We start from the raw sequence: 18,470 nt of genomic DNA, 5'->3' as shown, positions 1-18,470 counted from the left end.
TAACCAGTATAGTGAAACTTTAAAGACTTGCTGCAATTTTAATTAGATTAAAAACAAACAAATAAGACTAAATTTATAACCCTAGAGCAGAGTTATTAGTATCCTCATTTTTTATAGGGTTTTTGAGTTTACAACTGCTCTAAGCATACCCAAAGGTTATGGTTATAAGGTATAATGCGATTATTAATTTTTTATAAACTCACAAAAAAGAGTCCCTTATATGAGCATTGAACAAGCCTTAATAGAACGTAGCAGTAACCAATGTGAACTCTGCGCAGCAACAGACAACCTAACTGTATACGAAGTTCCTCCTGTTACCGAAGCTCATTCAGATAAATGCATCTACACCTGTCAAACATGTAAAGATCAAATTGAAGGCAATAGCGATTTAACCCCGACCCATTGGCATTGCTTAAATGACAGTATGTGGAGTCAAACACCTGCGGTACAAGTTGTTGCTTATCGCATGCTGACTCAGTTAGCAGCTGATAACGGATGGGCACAAGACGCGCTAGATATGATTTACCTTGAAGAAGACACATTAACATGGGCGCAGCAAGCGCTTGCTGAAGATGATGATATTAAACACATTGATAGCAATGGTGTAGTACTACAAGCTGGCGACACCGTCACGTTAATAAAAGATTTAGATGTGAAAGGTAGCAGCTTAACAGCAAAGCGCGGTACAGCCGTGCGCAATATTGGCTTAACCAGCAACCCTGAACATATTGAAGGACGTGTTGATGGACAGCGTATTGTAATTTTAACTAAATACGTAAAAAAATAAGTAATAAATCAAGGCGCCTAGCGCCTTTTTTATATCTCGACTTTCTTTATTTGCTAGTTAAGCAATGATTAAGCAATTCAACCGTATGCTAGCGACCTCATACCATACTCCATCAAGGAACTCTTATGTTCTCATCGAAGCCAAATTCAATGTTAAAGTCGATTGCAGGCTTGTGTTTTCTAGCAAGTGGCACACTTATGCTGAGCGCATGTAACGATGACGCAGCACAACAAAATAGTGCTGTGGCGCAAACAATGACCACCTTACCTGTGCAAGTTAGTTACTTAGATCGCAGCCTAATTGCGCCTAATTCACAGCTAACCGTTACCTTGGTTGATGTGTCAAAAATGGATGTGGCAGCAACGGTTATCTCTGAGCAGGTAATTGATTTAGTAGGCGCACCGCCTTATAAAGTAGAGCTTGAGTATAACCTTGAAAAGATTGACCCAACTCACCGCTATAGCGTGCGTGCAACCATTAATAATCAAGGAAACTTGCTATACACCAGCACAACGAGTAACTCGCCTTTTGATAATACGGCCTCATCAGAGCCTTTAGAAATTATTGTTTCAAAAGTAGCGCCAAAGCCAGACGTTGACTTAGTAAACACCTATTTCAAAGCCGTTTCAATCGATGGCAACCCCGTTGTAGTGAATACCAAAGAACCATTTATTCAGTTTAATAGTGATAACACCGTACACGGCTTTTTAGGATGTAATAACTTTAATGGCGGTTATGAAGTATCGAAGCAAGCAGTGACTTTTACGCAGTTAGCTACCACGCAAAAAATGTGTCATGACAATATGGAACAAGAAAGCGCGATGGCGGCTGTGCTTCAGGCAGTAACGCAATGGCAAATTAATGGTGAAAAATTAGTATTACAAAATGAGGCAGGCAACCAACTTGCTACCTTTAACGCTGTTTACTTTTGATTAAGAACGTAACAATACCCCACATCTAAGCAAATAAATAAGCCCAGTTAAACTGGGCTTATTTATTTTTATTCGGCGACTAACTGCTCGCTACGGTAAAAACCACTAGGCTTACTCAACAAGCTTACTAGTTCAGGTAACACGTCATCCATAGTTTGTTTCAGCTTCCATGGTGGATTTATCACTATCATTCCAGAGGCGGTCATACCATGTACTTCTGTATCTGCTTCGGTACCTAATTCAAATAATTGAATATTTTTAATTCCCGCGTCAATTAAACCCTGCTCCATATTATCAATACGTTCTCTGTCCACAACCGGATACCAGATCATATATGTACCCGTCGCAAAGCGTTGGTGGGCTTTGACAATGGTTTGTACTACCGTATTGTAATCGTCTTTTATTTCATAAGGTGGGTCTATTAACACACAGGCTCTGCGCGAGGCTGGCGGTAATAAACCAATTAAGCCCGCAAACCCATTTTCGCCGCGCACTCGAATAGAGCGCTTACCTTGCATGTTTTCTTCAAGTAATACCAAATCTCGCGGATGCAACTCAAAAAACCAGCCCTTATCTTGGCGGCGTAAAAAGTGTTCGGCGATTTTTGGTGAACCTGGGTAAAAAGCCAGAGACGAACTTTCATTAAACGATTTTATTAATTCAATGTAGTCGTTTAAGGCACCGTGCTGACTGGTATGTTGCCAAAGTTTTTCTATGCCATCTTGGTACTCTTGGGTTTTTTGCGCGTCTGGTGCTGCCAGCTCAAAAAAACCAGCACCCGAATGCGTATCGATATAGTCAAGCGGCTTATCTTTTATTGTTTGATAACCCAGCACTTGCGCTAACACTAAATGTTTAAGTACATCGGCAGGGTTACCCGCATGAAAGGAGTGTCTGTAACTAAGCATTATTTATTTTCGCCATACGCTGTTTAATAAAATTAGTGAACCATAAAGCACACTACTTTGGCAATCGTCACAGCAAAAGCGGGTGTTTACGTGAACCATTTCTGAATGAAAAAGCCAATAGCATGAATTATCCCTTAACATAGAATAAAAATCACCTAAAACCAGCGTAAATGCTGGCAAATAAACACACTTTGCTTTACATTTGCATGACATTAATTACAGTTATATGAGCGCATTTATGAACAACAATACTCTTCAACAACTCGAACAACTGATCGACCAACTAATTACCCGTAATAATCAGTTGCAAACTGATATTACAGAGCTTAAAGAGCAAAACAGTAAACTGCTTGATGAAAATGAGTTATTACAGTTAGAAGCCCTTGAAAATGAAGAAAAACAAAAAGATGCAAGCACCACCTTGTCGTCATTATTAGATAAATTACAAAGCGCACAACAGGCAAGCTAATGTCTGAGCTGCAAAACCAGCGAGTCACTGTTGAATTGCTTGGTAAAGAGCAGCAATTTGCTTGTCCGGCTGGGCAAGAAGAGGCACTAAAAGCGGCCGCCAAAAATCTGAATGATTTAGTTGAACAAATGAAACAACGTTCAACTGTCAGAAACGATCAAAAAGCATTACTTATGGCTGCTTTGAATTTAAGCCACGAATTGCTTGAAGCAAAAACTCAAAAATCAGTTGAGCTTGAGCATCAAGATCAATTGATTGATAAGTTAAGTCAATACTTAAGCTCAAACTCTGAACACACTAAATAAAAGCGCATTTTGCGCTTTTATTGTTTTTACCGTCAAAATATAGCTAGAGAAAAAGATGCAACCACTTTTAACTAAAGCTCAAAAAATAGGTAAGTGCTTACTGCCTTTAATCTGTCTATTTATACATACAAAAAGCAATGCAGCAGTTGAGTGGCAATCGTTATCGGCTAATATTCAATTTATCAAGCAGCCAGATAGGTTACGTTTTTACGACTCTAATCAAGTGTTAATTCAGGGCAGTGAGTGTGCCTTACTGGTAGATGCCAGTGGTAACTTTGCAGCAGTAGAACAACTGGTTACCGAACTAAAACAACAGCTAAAGACGCCTTTATGTTACTTAGTTACCACTCATTTTCATGACGATCACTTGCTGGGTATGGCGGTTATGCAGCATTACTTCCCAGACGCAAAACTGATTTCTCACCAACAAGTCGCTAACGACTTTTCGCGTTATCAGCAAGCATTAACAGATAAGCTAGAGGGGTTCGAGAAAAGCATTGAGCTGAGCTATCAGCGATTAGCCACCTTACCCGATGCAGAGCAAGCTCAATGGCGAGAAAAGCTCACTCGCGCTAAAACACGCTTATTTCGCTGGCAGAATTATCAACTAACACCACCAAAAATGAGTATTAGTGAGCCTAAAACATTAGATTTAGGAAATTATGTATTAACTATCAACCCGCATCAGGCACATACTAATGGCGATCTAACACTACTTGCCGACAAGGGTAAAACCTTAATAGGTGGTGATATCATTGACTGGCTTCCCTACCCTGGGCATGGCGAGCTTAAACAATGGCAAAGTTTATTAAAAAAATATATAAATAATAATTCGCTGTCACTTTTTGTTCCTGGCCATGGCAATTTAGTCGATAAAGTTAAATTAAAACAGTCACTCACGTTTTTAGAAGCAATTACGGAGCAGGTTAAAAACAACCCTGAAGCCAGTTTTGAGCAATTACAAAAAAAATTCCCAAGTGAAGTACTAAAACCTTACCAACAAGAACCACTTGATATAAAATCAAGTAACTTATTTTTGCAATCGGGATTACTTCGCGCTAAAAACAGTCAATAACTGAACACAATGGATTGTGTTAAAATATGGAAATATATTTTTTAAAAAGGAACAAAATGCGTCACCTGATCTTATGCTTTGCCATTATATTGCTATGTAGCTGTAAAACCACACAGCCAGAGATCATTGCGCCTGTAGTCCCTGCACCTGTAGAGCAAAAAACCGCACAATCAAACACGCCGACCTCTACAAACACCAAAAAAATAATTAATATAAAAACAATACCTAAAGCCCTAAAAGTAACTCAACCAACTGACTTATGGGCACATATTGCTGATAACTTACATTTACCGGTTGAGCAAAATCAGGCGTTAAAGAAACGCATTAACTGGTATTTAAAACAACCGAATTATTTAAATATAGTGTCTCGCCGTGCAGAGCCTTTTTTATACCATATAGTAAAAAAAGTAGAGCAAAAGCAACTCCCCATGGAACTGGCATTACTGCCATTTGTAGAAAGTGGCTTTAGGCCTACCGCCCGCTCAAGTGAGCACGCTGTGGGTGTGTGGCAACTGGTTGCAGCAACTGCACATCATTTTGGGGTTAAATCAGATCAATGGTACGACGGACGCCAAGATGTACTGGCCTCAACCGATGCAGCACTAGATTACTTAAGCTATTTACATAAACGTTTTGATGGTAATTGGTTGCATGCACTTGCAGCCTATAACACCGGTGAAGGCAGAGTTAAACGTGCTATAAAACGCAATCAAAAACGAGGGAAGTCAACTGACTTTTGGGCACTAACCCTACCAAAAGAAACCGCTGACTATGTACCAAAACTATTAGCATTAAGCTATTTAGTAAAACACCCTAAGGCAAAATTTAAACGCCCAAAGCTTCCTTATAAAGCACTGACCACCTCGTTAAATGTGGCAAAACAGTTCGACTTTTCAATTATGGCCAAGCTCTCTGGTATGGGTGTAAAACAGCTACATGCTCTTAATCGAGGTTATTTAAAAAACCAAAGTTCCCCCCATGGCCCACATACTTTGTTGCTTCCTATTGAGCAACAAGCTTTACTAAAAAACCGTTTTTTTAAAGCCAATTTTGCAGGCGAATACATAGTCAAAAAAAATGACACACTATACGGTATTGCTAGGCATTTTGGCTTGCCTTTAAAGGCACTAAAACAGCTCAATAATAAGCAAAATAACTTTATTGGTGTTGGCGAAAAGCTTATTTTAGGAGAGCCTCAAACGTTACCTGAATCGCTCACTATTAACTATAAAATAAGCCCTTACTTGGAACAAAAAGAGCCCGTCATTCCAACCATCGAGGTAGATTACCACGTTAAGCCCGGTGATAACCTGTGGAATATAAGTCAGTTGTATGGCGTTGCTCATAGCGATTTAGCACGTTGGAATAAGTTATCAGCATCTAGTGTATTAAAGCCTGGGACTCAGTTAGTTTTATTTATACCCCAAGCTGCGACACCTAAAACCACACCGGCTAAAAAAGATCTGTTACTCGACTTACAAAATACATTAAATCATCCCCGTTAAGTTTCTAAAGCGCAGTATTTCGCGTAAAATTGCTTTTTAATTTATTTAAATCTTAAAGAGACATGCATGCAAATCAGTAAAAATTCGGCCGTTGAATTTCATTACACCCTTAGCGAAGCCGGTGAACAAATAGAAAGTAGCCTTAACGACGCGCCATTAAGTTACATTCACGGCAGCGAAGGCATGCTACCCGGTTTAGAAACCGCACTTGAAGGTAAAACTGCTGGTGATAAATTTAGCGTAACGTTATCTCCAAGTGAATCATACGGCGAGCGTGTTGATGATTTAATTCAGCGCATTCCGCTTAAGCATTTACAAGGCGATGTAAAAGTGTGGAAGCCAGGTATGACTGCAATGGTGCAATCAAATCAGGGTCGCCATCAAGTGACTATCGTAAAAGTGGGCCGCTTTAATGCTGATTGTGATTTAAACCACCCATTTGCTGGTAAAACGCTGACCTTTGATGTTGAGGTTGTATCAGTTCGTGAAGCAACAAGCGAAGAAATCTCTCATGGCCACGTTCATGCTGAAGGTGGTTGCGGTCACGCACATTAATTGCTAATTAAAGGAGCAAGTATGTCAAAAGTTGCAATAGTAACCGGTGGCTCTAAAGGCATTGGTTTTGCTGTAGTACAGCGATTATTAGCTAACGGCTATCAGGTTCATAACTTAGATATTGAGCCAAGTGAGAGTGGTGTTTTTCATCAATGTGATGTTAGTAATGTAACCGCCGTACGCCAGTGCATACAAGCTATTATTGAAAAAACACAACGCATTGATGTACTTGTTTCAAATGCTGGCAAGCACCTAAGTGCCACAATTGAGCAAACCGATGAAGCGACATTCGATGCGTTAATGGCACTGAATGTTAAAGGTGCGTACGCGGCTATACAAAGCGTATTACCAACTATGAAAGCACAGCAAGATGGCGCTATTGTGTTAATTGCCTCAGATCAGGCCATTATAGGCAAACAAAACTCATTTGCTTATAACTTAACTAAGCACGCATTGGCTTCAATGGCTAAAACCACCGCCTTGGATTACGCAAGCTTTAATATTCGCGCTAATGCAGTGTGCCCTGGCACCATAGAAACGCCGTTATTTCATAATGCAATTGATGCATATTGTAAAAGAAGTGGTGCTAACAAAGCCGATATTGTTGCAGAAGAAGCCGCCTTACAACCGCTCAACCGTTTAGGTCAAGCCGATGAAGTTGCTGCACTGGTAAGCTTTTTAGTAAGTGCAGATGCCAGCTTTATTACTGGTAGCTTACAACGTATTGATGGCGGCTACACAGCACAATGAGCACTAAAATTATTGACCCGCATCTGCACTTTTTTAATTTGCTGGAGGGTCAATACACTTGGCTACAAGGTGCGAACCCACCAGCTTGGTCTAACTTAGATAAAATAAAGCAGCCCATCAGCGTTGCTGAACTGATCAAAAGTACTAACTTTGAACTCGCAGGTTTAGTGCACATAGAAGCTGGGTTTGATAATAACCAGCCAGTTAAAGAATTAAACTGGTTAGCCAAACATATTAAAACTATACCTTATAAAGCAATTAGCTTTGCAACAATTAACCAGTCAAATAACGCATTTAAACTAGCACTTCAGCAGCTAGATCATCACTCTCTTGTAGGCATTAGAGATATCACTGAAGGTCATGATGCCGAGCGCTTATTGAGCCCTCATTGTCTCGATAACCTGCGGCACTTGAGCCAATTAAAGCTGCATTTTGAAGCCCAATTTGAAGTAGAAAACCTCAACATCACTGAGCGGCTCATTTCTTATGCCAACCAAGTTAGTGGTTTACAAATAATCATTAATCACGCAGGGCTTGCACACAACCTTGCTAACTGGGCAACTGCAATTGAACTACTTGCAAAACAGCCTAATGTTGCGATTAAGTTTTCAGGTTTTGAATTACTCATGCTTAATAGCGAGCAGAAAAACCAATGTTTTAAACATATTTTAAAGCATTTTGGTATGCAAAGAGTGATGTTTGCTAGCAACTTCCCCGTGTGCCAAATTAATATTAACTACAACGAGTTATGGCAACATTATCGCAGCCTGTGTAGCGACGATCTTACATGGCAATATTTGAGTTACAAAAATGCTGCAAGCCTCTATCAACTCTAAATGAAAACCGCTATATTTAGCTCAACAGTTTAAAAAACGAGCATGCGTATGGCCATTTTTAATTCATCTTCTCTTAAATACACATTACTCCCTTTTTCACTAGCCGCTTTATTAACAGGTTGTGGTGGTGGAGGTAGCGACAATGCGACCAACCCAACAACTGATAATAGCGGCTGGACCTCAGGTGTATTTGCCAGTTCAGGGCAATTTAAAGGTCAATGCCAAGCAATTAATGAAAAAAACTGGCTACGCTCTTGGAGTAACGAAACCTACCTATGGTATGACGAAATTATTGATACCAACCCTGCATTAACGTCAGGGGTTATTGATTACTTTAATACTTTAAAAACGGAGCAACTGACTGAGTCAGGTGCGAAAAAAGATAACTTTCACTTTAGTTTGCCGACCGATGAGTGGCAAAGACAAAATCAATCCGGCCTAAGCTTTGGTTATGGCTTTAATATAAAAATAATTGCAGGTAGCGCGCCACGCCAAGCAGTTGTTAGCTACACCGAACCAAATACCCCAGCTAGTAATCAAAATATTATTCGTGGTTTTGAGCTTTTAGAAGTTGATGGCGTTGATTTTATTAACACCACCTCATCGAGCGAGGTAGGTATTATTAATGCAGGTTTATTCCCCGAGCAAACCGGTAAAGTTACCGAATTTGTATTTAGGGATATCAGCACTAATGAAAACCGCATAGTGACGCTCACGTCTCAAAACATCGAATCGCAATCAGTAATGAATGTTCGTACCGATTTAGCCGCAGGTGATGTTGGTTATTTTCAATTTAATAGCCACAACGCCATAGCCGAAACCCAGCTTTACAACGCCTTTAACCAACTCGCTGCCAGTAGCATTAAAGATTTAGTCATTGATGTGCGCTATAACGGAGGTGGGTTATTACAAATGGCTAGCCAAGTAGGCTACATGGTGGGGGGCAGTAACACGCAAGGCAAAATATTTGAACGGACCATATTTAATGATAAATACCCCAATACCAACCCCGTCACAGGCCAAACACTGACGCCGATGCCTTTTACAAATCGTTTTGTCGGCTTTGAAAACAATCCTGCAATTGTAGCAGGTACGCCGTTACCCACTTTAAACTTAGAACGGGTATTTGTACTTACCACCAGCAGTACCTGCTCGGCTAGTGAGGCTATAATTAACGGGCTGCGCGGAGCAGATGTTGAAATTATTCAGATAGGCGCAGGCACCTGCGGTAAACCGTATGGCTTTTACCCTACCGACAACTGCGACACCACTTATTTTACTATTCAATTTACTGGCGAAAATAACAAAGGTTTTGGTGAATATTCAGATGGCTTTGCACCACAAAATACCATTGATGACGCACGCCAACCGGTTCGCATTGCTGGGTGTGCTGTTGCCGATGATTTTACTAAGCGTTTAGGTGATGCTAGTGAAAGCTTATTAAGTACAGCACTGAGCTATAGAGAAAACGGCAGTTGCCCTGCCCCAAGCTCAATAAATAGTGTTCTTGGTTTTGCGCCCACTATCGCCACCGATATGCCAGAAGTAAAAGATATGCGAGTTCAAACCATGCTAGAACAAAATATTATTCTTAGTGATAACATGAGATAAGCAATGAACATATTATTAGCAATAAGCATGATTGCAGCGACATTAGGGTTAACGGGTTGCTTAGCGCAAAGCTCAGAACCGACACCTAAGCTACAGCATGCGTTACTAATTGAGCCGAATAGCGCTAAAGTAGCTGATGCGATTACGCAACTGCTACATAGCTCACAGGTTCAATTAACCGACGACGTTTTTGTAACCTCAAGCACAGTTACACTTGAGCAACTTAATCACAAAGACCCTCAGGGAAATCCGATTATGGGCAAGCAGCTTAATATGCCGGATCAGTTTGAACTGATGATTAAGGGAGAGCGCTGTTTTGTTCGCCATCTTGATAGCAAAGCAACCATCGAACTAAAACAGGTACTTTGTAAAATAAATCCACAGCGATAAAAAAAGCCGGTCAGTGAATCACTTACCGGCTATTCTTAAATAGAGCTATTTAACCTGAACTCTGGATAATAAATCCATCTCAACCAGAGTTCAGGTTATTTATTTTATTTCTACACGTTGTGAACGCATTACAATTTCATCGTTAAGCTCAATCCCAAGACCTGGTTCTTCTGATACTTCAAAAAAGCCATTTTTAGGTTGTGGATCTTGTAAGCACAGCTCTCTGTTCCACTTTTTAATCGCATAAGTATGATGTTCATGAATTAAAAAGTTAGGGATTGCTGTTTCTAAATGTAATGCTGCCGCGGTTGCAACCGGCCCACCACACACGTGTGCCTGAATACGCACGTCAAAAATATCTGCGTAATCACATACTTTTTTAGTTTCAGTAAAGCCACCACATAAACCAATATCTGGCTGTAGTACATCAATGCTTTGATCTTCTAAATATGGACGCACGCCCCAACGGTTATATAAGCGCTCGCCGCCTGCAATAGGCACAGCCACTTTATCAGCCACTTTGGCATGTAATGAGTGGTTTAAATAATTCACCGGCTCTTCAAAATACATACAATCAAATTCTTCTGCAATCTCACCAATTTGAATTGCTGATGTCGCACCAGGTAAACTGTGGCATTCAAAAATAATGTCGACTTCGTCACCTACTGCTTCACGAATAGCCTGCATACGAGCGCGGTATAGTTTCATTTCTGGGCGAGAAATAATATTTGTGCGATCGTAATAGGTGTTGCCGTCTTTATCGTATTGAATTGGGTCAACCTTTACCGCATCGTAACCTTCCGCTACTGCTTTTAGTGCCGCTTCGGCATATTCTTGTGGCTGTACCAGCGCTTTAAACTCACTGTCCCAGTCAAACTGTAACTGCGATGCATAAGTACGTAGTTTGTCGTTAACTTTACCACCAAGCAACTGATACACAGGTAAACCCAATGCTTTACCCTTTATATCCCAAAGCGCAGTATCAATCGCACTCATTGCAGCATAAACTACCGGCCCACCACCTAAACCCCAAAAGCTTTCACGCAACATACGTGACCATAGTTTTTCAGTTTGAAACGGGTCATGGCCAATTAAAAAGGCATCGGCCATTTCTTTGATCATCGCAGCGGCAGCGCTGTGACCTAAGTCATAAGCAAGACCGGCTTCACCTACACCGCTAATCCCTTCATCGGTATGAATGCGAACAAATACCGGCGTCCATGCAGGACGCTCAGGACAATGAATGTCAAAGACTTCAACGCGATTTACTTTCATAAAAAATTCCTTATTAACCTTTATCGGTTATTTTGCAAAACTTGGGTCAAGACGATACGCTTTTCGTAACATGGCAGGCCATGCTAGCTGCCCCCCAGTACTGCCGCTGTGAACAACGTTCGCTTGATTATAAATGTTATCAATAATAGCTTGTGGTACTGCAATCGCTTCTTGTGCACTTGATTGAATAGCTAACTGTATTTCACAGGCACGTTGAAGGTCATAAAAGCGCATAAACGCATCACCTACTGTTGGCCCTACCGTTAAGCCGCCATGATTCACCAATAGCATATGGTTGGTGCTACCTAAATCTGTTTGCAGGCGTTTACGCTCATCATCATTCACCGCTAGGCCTTCATAACCATGGTATGACAGAGAGGGTAATGAAAACATCGAATACTGACTTAACGGTAACAGCCCTTCTTTTTGTGTTGCAACTGCAATGGTTTCTTTAGTGTGTAGGTGTATGACGCAATGGGCATCCTCGCGTACTTCATGAATGGCACTGTGAATGGTGAACCCCGCAGGGTTAATATCAAATGGAGTGTCGTCAATAATGCGGCCATTTAAATCAACTTTAACTAAGTTAGATGCAGTGATCTCATCAAACGTTAAACCGAACGCGTTTACTAAATAATGATCCGTACCCGGTAGGCGAGCAGAAAGGTGCGTATAGATTAAATCCCCCCAACGAAAATGGTCAACTAATCGATAACATGCGGCTAAATCAACACGTAGTTGCCACTCTTGTTCTGATACTTTATTTTTTAAATCGAGCTGGGGTAAATCAAACATAACAAGCCTTTTAAAACACAGCATAACGCTAGTAATAGTAGATGTTTAGAAGTCTAAATGAGTATTCGCATGATGGCAATCACCAAATAAAAAAGCCACACAAAGGTGTGGCTCTTTTAAGGTTTCGTTAGCGATTATTGTACTTTTGATAGGTAATCGGCAATCGCTTCAAACTCTTCATCAGTCACAGTCGCAACCATTGCTTTCATTGCCATAGACATACCGTTGTTACGAGCGCCTGACTTAATGTCTTTCATTTGCGCTACTAAATACTCTTTGTTTTGACCATTTAGCTTAGGGTACATCGCCATGATAGGTGCTTTACCATCTGCACCATGACATGTTTGACAGTTTTTAGCGGTATAAAGTGCAGCGCCATCAGCAGCGGCGGCTGAAAATGAAAAACTTGCGGCTAAACCAATACCCGCGCCTAATAAAAGTGTTTTTATCTTGCTCATTGTATTTACTCTTCTTTTTTACGGTTAAAAAAAACGGTTGTGATAATTGTAGTCAATAAATCTTTAAAAAGCATACGTCCTTGATAAGGTTTGACGATCAATCAGAACAAATACGTGTATCCCTCATAAAACAAATATTACCTTGCCTTAGCTGAGCAGATACTTAATAACACCTTACCAAATAAGATCGTCTGGTACTTCAAAATCAGCGTACGGATCGTCTTCATCTTTGGCTTTATTTTCAGGCTCAACATGAAACACAATATACTTTTCATCAACCTCAGCCACTTTGCGTGCAGGCTCGTCTTCTAATACGTAAAACTGGCCTTCTAATACACAAATTGCTAAACGTCCGCCCGAGAGCGCCTTTTGCGTTTTCTCATTCACATCAAGGCCCTTTACTTTATTTTCATAAGTAAAGTTAAAGGTACGCTCACCACGAATTGACTCTTGATTGTGATGCTCTAAAATTTGCTTAACACGGGCTACCTGCTCACGTTGCTTTAATTCTTCTTGGCGCGTTTTGTTAAGCTCTTCGGCTTTTTGCTGCTGCTCAAGCTTGGTTTGCTGAATATGCTTTTGCAAATCATTTGGGTTGCTTGTCGCTCCCTTCTTTTGCTTTTTCTGTTGCTTGCGCTTTTCTGATTTAGCAACTTTGGCTTTATGTGATGTTGTTAAACCAGCTTGGAGCAATTGCTCTTGTAGTGACCCCATGGCGTGTTCCCACTAAAAACGAATATTAATGCTATTTTAATCACCAACGAGCGTAAATAACAGCGCTATTGGTATTAATCTAACAAACTACTGAAAACAAAGCATGATTTAGCGCAATAAAGGTTAATTTATGAAAACCCTAGCAGTTTTGTATATAATGCGACTCAACTAATAAGCAATGTTAACGGCAGTCAATGCGCTTATCTCACTTACTCCTTTGTTCTGTTTTTATTTTTTTTGTCTTATACGCACCACAGCCATTATTAAGTTTATTTGCCACCGAATTTAATGTAGCGCCTGCCATTGCAGGCAGCTTAATGACTGCCACTATGCTGCCTTTAGCCATTGCCCCTTTGGTGTATGGGTTGTTTCTAGCCAAGCGAAACCCATTATTAATTTTACGCATCGCAATGTTATTACTCGGTGTCGGCTGTTTATTATTTATTTATGCCCCTAGTTTTGAGCTACTGTTACTTGTTCGGTTTTTACAAGGGCTGACTTTACCTGCCGCTTTAACCGCAATGACCAGTTATATTGGTATGAGCTATCAAGCCGATACATTACAAAAAAATATGACTCTTTATATTGGTAGTACTATTGTCGGTGGTTATTTTGGCCGAGTATTGGCTGCGCTCTTTAGCGACTTGTGGTCATGGCAAAGTTTTTATTACTTAATTGCTGCCATGTTGATAATACTCTCGCTTAGCATCCCCCATAAACGCTTTGTCCTGAGTAGCTCTAGTGAGGTGTTATCACCTTTAGATTATATGAAACAACTTAAAGAAGGCTCGGTACTTAAACTTTATGGTGCCATATTTTGTATGTTTTTTTGCTTTGCCGCATTATTAAACTACTTGCCTTTTATTTTAAAAAATACCTTTTTAATTAATAACACCCGCGACATTGGCTTAGTTTATAGTGGTTATTTAATTGGCGCGTTAGCCTCTATTTTTACCCCGTGGTTATTAAAAAAAATGACCTCAGCTTGGCGCTTATTGGCATTGGTATTCCTGTTTTATAACCTCAGTATTGTGTTATTAATGAGTCATTCACTGATGTTGTTTTTAATTGCATTCACACTCTTTTGTGGCGCTATGTTTGTAATTCATTCAACAGCGGCACCATTGGTTAATAAAATCAGTCACGCTCCACCGAGTGTTACTAATGGTTGTTACGTGTCATTTTATTATAGCGGTGGCGCACTAGGATCGTTATTACCTGGGGTGGTTTATCAAGCACACGGGCAAACCGCATTTATGGCAACACTTCTTGCGGTTTGCTTATGTGGGCTGGGTCTTATTTTGTGGGCTCAGCGCGAGGGTAAAAACATCACCCGCGGCTGATGTTCAGTAAAATCAAAAAAACGCAATAAATCAGGCTTAGTTAATAACCATGTTTGGGTGTTTTCAAATGGATGGCAATGAAATAAATCGCCAAACCAAATATCCTGATCAAGCCAAAGCGTTACATCTCGTTGCTTATCGTTCATTAAGCTGAGCATTGACACACAACCTGGTGCAACTTTTAAGTACTTAGCCAAGCGCTCATTAGAGGCAAACCCTAAACGCGATAGCCCTTGCTGTTTAGACAACGATTTTAAATCGAGTTGTTTATCATGCGCGGTGATCACTAAAAAATGGCGCTTACCTTCGTTATCTCGCAAAAATAGATTTTTTAAGCGTGTTCCAGGGCGATTCACCATCAGCTCGTCGGCATCTAAGCTGCCATGCAACGCTGGATGCTCAATCACGTCATAGTTAATATCAAGTTGGGCTAACACCGCCGCTAATTTTTGTTTATCCGCTAACATACTACAAACAACGCCCTCTTAATTGCACACTTAAATCTCGCCATAACACTTCGTTTATTTCATGCTTATCTGCACAATAGTTACGTTGTGCAAGCTCTTTATTAAGAAACTCTACCGCTTGATCTTCTAATTGTAACTTAAGCACGCTCGACTCTTCAAAATGCTCTTGTTCGACAAAACGCTGAACATCGCTTCGGGTTAGCTTTTTATTAATATTAATTTGCTCGCGGCTCTTAGCCTTTACAGAGACCACATAGGCAAAAAGCTTATTACCTTGATCATCAAGGGTGTCATAAAATTGTTTATTATTAATTTCATAGGGAGGCTCATCTACCGAGTTGGCACAGCCAAAAAGAAAAATCATGAAAACTAAAGCGTATTTTTTCATTATGTATTGTCGTTTTAGTAAATATTGAGGCCGAGTTTAACAAAAATTAGTTAAAACGGAAAAATTTGTGAAAAAATACTTGACCGAAAACGTAAAAATATTTAAAGTTCACCCCGCTTAAGACTCAGCACTTAAGCATTTACAGAACATGTAAATTAGGAATGTGGGGCTATAGCTCAGCTGGGAGAGCGCCTGCCTTGCACGCAGGAGGTCAGCAGTTCGATCCTGCTTAGCTCCACCACTTTCCTACTCTCTCCCCTAAGTAATATCCTTATTTTTATATTCTAAATAAATTTCTCTGTATTTTTTAATCTCTATGTTTGCTTAGTTGTTTAATTTTGCTAAATCGAGATCAAAAATGCCGAGCAAAGCCCGGCATTTTTATAATTTATTGAGTTGGGTTAGTTATTCGCGAACTTGACCAACACCATTCACTAAATATTTTTCAGTGGTTAATGACTCAAGCCCCATAGGGCCATAAGCATGTAACTTAGTCGTTGCAATACCAATCTCGGCGCCTAAACCTAGTTGTGAGCCATCAGAGAAACGTGATGACGCATTAACCATAACAACCGATGCATCCACACTACGTTGGAATAACTCTGCCGCAGCATCGTTTTTAGTACAGATAACTTCGGTATGATTTGAGCCAAATTGAGCAATGTGCTCAACGGCTGCATCAAAGCTTGGCACTATACGAATAGCAATTTCTAAATCTAAATATTCTTCACCAAATTCGTTATCAGCAAGTACAGTGGCATTATCAAAATATTCAGCCGCTTTGGCGTCAGCATTAATTTTTACACCTTCTTGACGAAGTACAACTGCACACAGATTTAAAAACTCATCAGCTACATCTTGGTGTACCACTAAACCCTCAAGTGCATTACATACACCAGTACGCTGAGTCTTACCATTAAGCAGTAAATTTAGTGCTACTTCTAAATCAGCATCTTTATCTACATATAAATGACAAACGCCTTTAAAATGTTGAATAACAGGGATTGTGCTGTTTTCAGTAACATAGTTAATTAGGCCTTCACCACCACGAGGGATGATTAAGTCAATGCTATCGCGTTGTTGCATCAATTCCATTAGTAAAGCACGGTCAGGATCAGGAATCACTGAAATTAGCGCAGTTGGTAGACCATGTTTTGTAAGCACGCTATGCATTACACTGGCAATGGCTTGTGAGCTTTTCAGCGCTTCTTTACCACCGCGTAAAATAACACCGTTACCTGACTTAAAGCACAATGCACCTGCGTCAGCCGTTACATTAGGACGCGCTTCATAAATCATACATACTACGCCAAGTGGTACACGCATTTTACGAATTTTAATACCATTTGGGCGTTCAGTAATGTCACGTAACTGGCCAACAGGATCATCTAATGAAACAATCACTTCGATACCCTCAGCCATGGCTTCAATACGCTCATCATTCAATGTTAAACGGTCAATCATTGATGCTGCTAAATTATTGTCGCGTGCTGCGCTTAGGTCACTTTCATTTTCTTTGATTATAAATTCTTTTTGCTCTCTTAATGCCGCTGCCATATCGGTTAACACTTTGTTTTTAGTCTCGGTATCGAGTAAAGCAAGTGTATGTGCAGCCTTTGCTGCCTGGCGTGATATATCCGTAATTAAACTCATGACTTCTCCAATAATGCGATATCTTTTTCTGAAATAATTGGTCCAATTGAATCCTGCATTTTTTCGCTGAATTCACTCTGCTCGTTATCTGCAATAAAGTTTAACAAGCAGCTACTGTAATTTGCTGTGGCTTTAGCTAAACGCGTTCCATCTTCACTGCGAACTAAGATAGTATCGCCCACAGCAAACTCGCCATGTACTTCTCTGATCTCATCGCCACGTAAGCAACCGTCTTCACCTTCTAATGAGTCATCAAATGACCCTTCAACAACGACTTCCCCCTGCTCATTAGCGGTATGTGTCATCCAGTGAATAGAATCTTGCATTGGTTTTTCATAAGGCAAGAATACGCTACCTGGGTTTTCACCGGCTAACAAGCGAGTAAAGGTTTCTTCTTTAAAGCCATTAATAATGTAAGTTGCAATACCATGTGAAGTGGCTTTCTCTGCCGCTTCAATCTTGGTTTTCATACCACCTGTACCTACCGCACTGGTAGCACATCCTGCCATAGCATAAATAGAATCATCAATTGATTTTATTTCAGGCAATAATACGGCATCGTCATGCAGATTTGGGTTTTTATCATACAAGCCATCTACATCAGAGAAAATCATTAATGCATCTGCATCAGCGGCTGCTGCAACCATGGCTGATAAATTATCGTTATCACCCACTTTTAAATCATCTGTTGTTACTGCATCATTTTCATTAATGATAGGTAGCACGCCGTGTTCTAGCAATGTAAATACGGTTTCACGGATACTCTGGTAACGCTCACGGTCACGTAAATCACCATGAGTTAATAATAGCTGTGCTGATGGAAAATCAAAAAAACGATCCCACATGGCCATCATTTCTGTTTGCCCTGCTGCAGCCATCGCTTTTTTCATTACCACTGAACGAGGTTGGTCTGATGGAAATAAATGTGAGCCAGCCGCTACAGAACCAGATGAAACTAAAATAACCTCAATTCCACGTGCGCGACAGCGGACAATAAACTGTGCGATGGTTAATAAATAACGTGAACGACAGCCATCTTGATCGGGTGCAATTAAGGCACTGCCCACTTTAAGTACGATACGTCGCCAATTTAACTTTTGCATAAGTGCTCAACTTTCCATTTAATTTGTATTCATCACATAGATGAATGAAACCAGGTCGCCATGTTTATAAACACAGCGTCGAATTTATTTATCATTGCCCACACTTTTTACACACACGTACACCGTCTCTAAAACTAGCGTTTTAAATTGA

General features: G+C 40.3%; 21 protein-coding genes and 1 tRNA gene. 13 read left to right on the top strand and 9 right to left on the bottom strand.

Features of this window, described 5'->3' with window-relative positions; translation table 11 throughout:
- The first annotated feature begins 220 nt into the window (after positions 1-220).
- Together AN392_RS07860 and AN392_RS07855 are read left to right on the top strand one after the other, a co-directional pair.
- Positions 221-787, top strand: a complete 567-nt coding sequence (locus tag AN392_RS07860) for an alkylphosphonate utilization protein (protein ID WP_010391720.1) — start codon at positions 221-223, stop codon at positions 785-787.
- Between the two features lie 125 nt (positions 788-912).
- On the top strand, positions 913-1,719 hold the full coding sequence (locus AN392_RS07855) for an META domain-containing protein (RefSeq protein ID WP_055012397.1): 807 nt from the start codon (positions 913-915) through the stop codon (positions 1,717-1,719).
- Positions 1,720-1,787: 68 nt separating this feature from the next.
- On the opposite strand, the gene AN392_RS07850 is transcribed toward AN392_RS07855, so the two are convergent.
- The gene (locus AN392_RS07850; RefSeq protein WP_055012396.1) at positions 1,788-2,627 is read right to left on the bottom strand and encodes a 23S rRNA (adenine(2030)-N(6))-methyltransferase RlmJ; all 840 of its coding nucleotides are present in this window, start codon (positions 2,625-2,627) and stop codon (positions 1,788-1,790) included.
- A gap of 238 nt (positions 2,628-2,865) precedes the next feature.
- Between AN392_RS07850 and AN392_RS07845 the strand changes: the two genes are divergently transcribed.
- From AN392_RS07845 to AN392_RS07805, 9 genes are all read left to right on the top strand, one after another.
- Positions 2,866-3,096 carry a hypothetical protein gene (locus AN392_RS07845; RefSeq protein ID WP_008113449.1) on the top strand — a complete coding sequence of 77 codons (231 nt, stop codon included), beginning with the start codon at positions 2,866-2,868 and terminating at the stop codon, positions 3,094-3,096.
- Positions 3,096-3,401 carry a cell division protein ZapA gene (locus AN392_RS07840; protein ID WP_010391716.1) on the top strand — a complete coding sequence of 102 codons (306 nt, stop codon included), beginning with the start codon at positions 3,096-3,098 and terminating at the stop codon, positions 3,399-3,401. The genes AN392_RS07845 and AN392_RS07840 overlap by 1 nt, the downstream gene beginning before the upstream one ends.
- Positions 3,402-3,456: 55 nt before the next feature.
- Positions 3,457-4,476, top strand: coding sequence for an MBL fold metallo-hydrolase (locus AN392_RS07835; protein WP_055012395.1), 1,020 nt, complete (start codon positions 3,457-3,459; stop codon positions 4,474-4,476).
- Between the two features lie 56 nt (positions 4,477-4,532).
- The gene (locus AN392_RS07830) at positions 4,533-5,981 is read left to right on the top strand and encodes a transglycosylase SLT domain-containing protein (protein WP_055012394.1); all 1,449 of its coding nucleotides are present in this window, start codon (positions 4,533-4,535) and stop codon (positions 5,979-5,981) included.
- Between the two features lie 66 nt (positions 5,982-6,047).
- The gene (locus AN392_RS07825; protein WP_054202647.1) at positions 6,048-6,536 is read left to right on the top strand and encodes a peptidylprolyl isomerase; all 489 of its coding nucleotides are present in this window, start codon (positions 6,048-6,050) and stop codon (positions 6,534-6,536) included.
- Between the two features lie 21 nt (positions 6,537-6,557).
- Entirely contained in the window at positions 6,558-7,286 is a 729-nt protein-coding gene (locus AN392_RS07820; RefSeq protein WP_055012393.1) for an SDR family NAD(P)-dependent oxidoreductase, read from the top strand.
- A complete protein-coding gene (locus AN392_RS07815; protein ID WP_055012392.1) occupies positions 7,283-8,122 on the top strand; it encodes an amidohydrolase in 840 nt (279 codons plus the stop codon). Before AN392_RS07820 ends, AN392_RS07815 begins: the two co-directional genes overlap by 4 nt.
- Before the next feature lie 48 nt (positions 8,123-8,170).
- On the top strand, positions 8,171-9,733 hold the full coding sequence (locus tag AN392_RS07810) for a S41 family peptidase (protein WP_055012391.1): 1,563 nt from the start codon (positions 8,171-8,173) through the stop codon (positions 9,731-9,733).
- 3 nt (positions 9,734-9,736) lie between these two features.
- Positions 9,737-10,123, top strand: coding sequence for a hypothetical protein (locus AN392_RS07805; protein ID WP_055012390.1), 387 nt, complete (start codon positions 9,737-9,739; stop codon positions 10,121-10,123).
- Between the two features lie 99 nt (positions 10,124-10,222).
- Here AN392_RS07805 and AN392_RS07800 read toward each other — a convergent pair whose 3' ends face one another.
- From AN392_RS07800 to AN392_RS07785, 4 genes are all read right to left on the bottom strand, one after another.
- A complete protein-coding gene (locus AN392_RS07800; RefSeq protein WP_054202652.1) occupies positions 10,223-11,398 on the bottom strand; it encodes a mandelate racemase/muconate lactonizing enzyme family protein in 1,176 nt (391 codons plus the stop codon).
- A 27-nt stretch (positions 11,399-11,425) separates the two neighbouring features.
- A complete protein-coding gene (locus AN392_RS07795) occupies positions 11,426-12,193 on the bottom strand; it encodes a class II aldolase/adducin family protein (protein ID WP_036980336.1) in 768 nt (255 codons plus the stop codon).
- Positions 12,194-12,327: 134 nt separating this feature from the next.
- A complete protein-coding gene (locus AN392_RS07790; RefSeq protein WP_036980337.1) occupies positions 12,328-12,651 on the bottom strand; it encodes a c-type cytochrome in 324 nt (107 codons plus the stop codon).
- Between the two features lie 174 nt (positions 12,652-12,825).
- On the bottom strand, positions 12,826-13,365 hold the full coding sequence (locus AN392_RS07785; RefSeq protein WP_008113474.1) for a DUF2058 domain-containing protein: 540 nt from the start codon (positions 13,363-13,365) through the stop codon (positions 12,826-12,828).
- Positions 13,366-13,559: 194 nt separating this feature from the next.
- On the opposite strand from AN392_RS07785, the gene AN392_RS07780 reads away from it, so the two are divergent.
- Positions 13,560-14,708, top strand: coding sequence for an MFS transporter (locus AN392_RS07780; RefSeq protein ID WP_055012389.1), 1,149 nt, complete (start codon positions 13,560-13,562; stop codon positions 14,706-14,708).
- On the opposite strand, the gene AN392_RS07775 is transcribed toward AN392_RS07780, so the two are convergent.
- Together AN392_RS07775 and AN392_RS07770 are read right to left on the bottom strand one after the other, a co-directional pair.
- Positions 14,675-15,175, bottom strand: coding sequence for a prolyl-tRNA synthetase associated domain-containing protein (locus AN392_RS07775; RefSeq protein WP_055012388.1), 501 nt, complete (start codon positions 15,173-15,175; stop codon positions 14,675-14,677). The two genes, AN392_RS07780 and AN392_RS07775, sit on opposite strands and share 34 nt — an antisense overlap.
- A gap of 1 nt (position 15,176) precedes the next feature.
- Entirely contained in the window at positions 15,177-15,563 is a 387-nt protein-coding gene (locus tag AN392_RS07770; protein ID WP_055012387.1) for a hypothetical protein, read from the bottom strand.
- A gap of 165 nt (positions 15,564-15,728) precedes the next feature.
- Between AN392_RS07770 and AN392_RS07765 the strand changes: the two genes are divergently transcribed.
- Positions 15,729-15,804: transfer RNA gene (locus AN392_RS07765), tRNA-Ala, on the top strand.
- A 164-nt stretch (positions 15,805-15,968) separates the two neighbouring features.
- On the opposite strand, the gene AN392_RS07760 is transcribed toward AN392_RS07765, so the two are convergent.
- Both AN392_RS07760 and proB read right to left on the bottom strand, forming a co-directional pair.
- Complete coding sequence (locus AN392_RS07760) at positions 15,969-17,216, bottom strand: glutamate-5-semialdehyde dehydrogenase (RefSeq protein ID WP_055012386.1); 1,248 nt, start codon at positions 17,214-17,216, stop codon at positions 15,969-15,971.
- Positions 17,213-18,319: a glutamate 5-kinase gene (gene proB / locus AN392_RS07755; protein WP_010391693.1), complete on the bottom strand. Its 1,107-nt coding sequence runs from the start codon at positions 18,317-18,319 to the stop codon at positions 17,213-17,215. Before proB ends, AN392_RS07760 begins: the two co-directional genes overlap by 4 nt.
- Between the last annotated feature and the right edge of the window lie 151 nt (positions 18,320-18,470).

The sequence above is a fragment of the Pseudoalteromonas sp. P1-16-1b genome (assembly GCF_001401785.1).
GTDB lineage: Bacteria > Pseudomonadota > Gammaproteobacteria > Enterobacterales > Alteromonadaceae > Pseudoalteromonas > Pseudoalteromonas undina.
The sequence above is the reverse complement of the archived record's forward strand: the minus strand, read 5'-3'. Positions and strand labels throughout refer to the sequence as shown.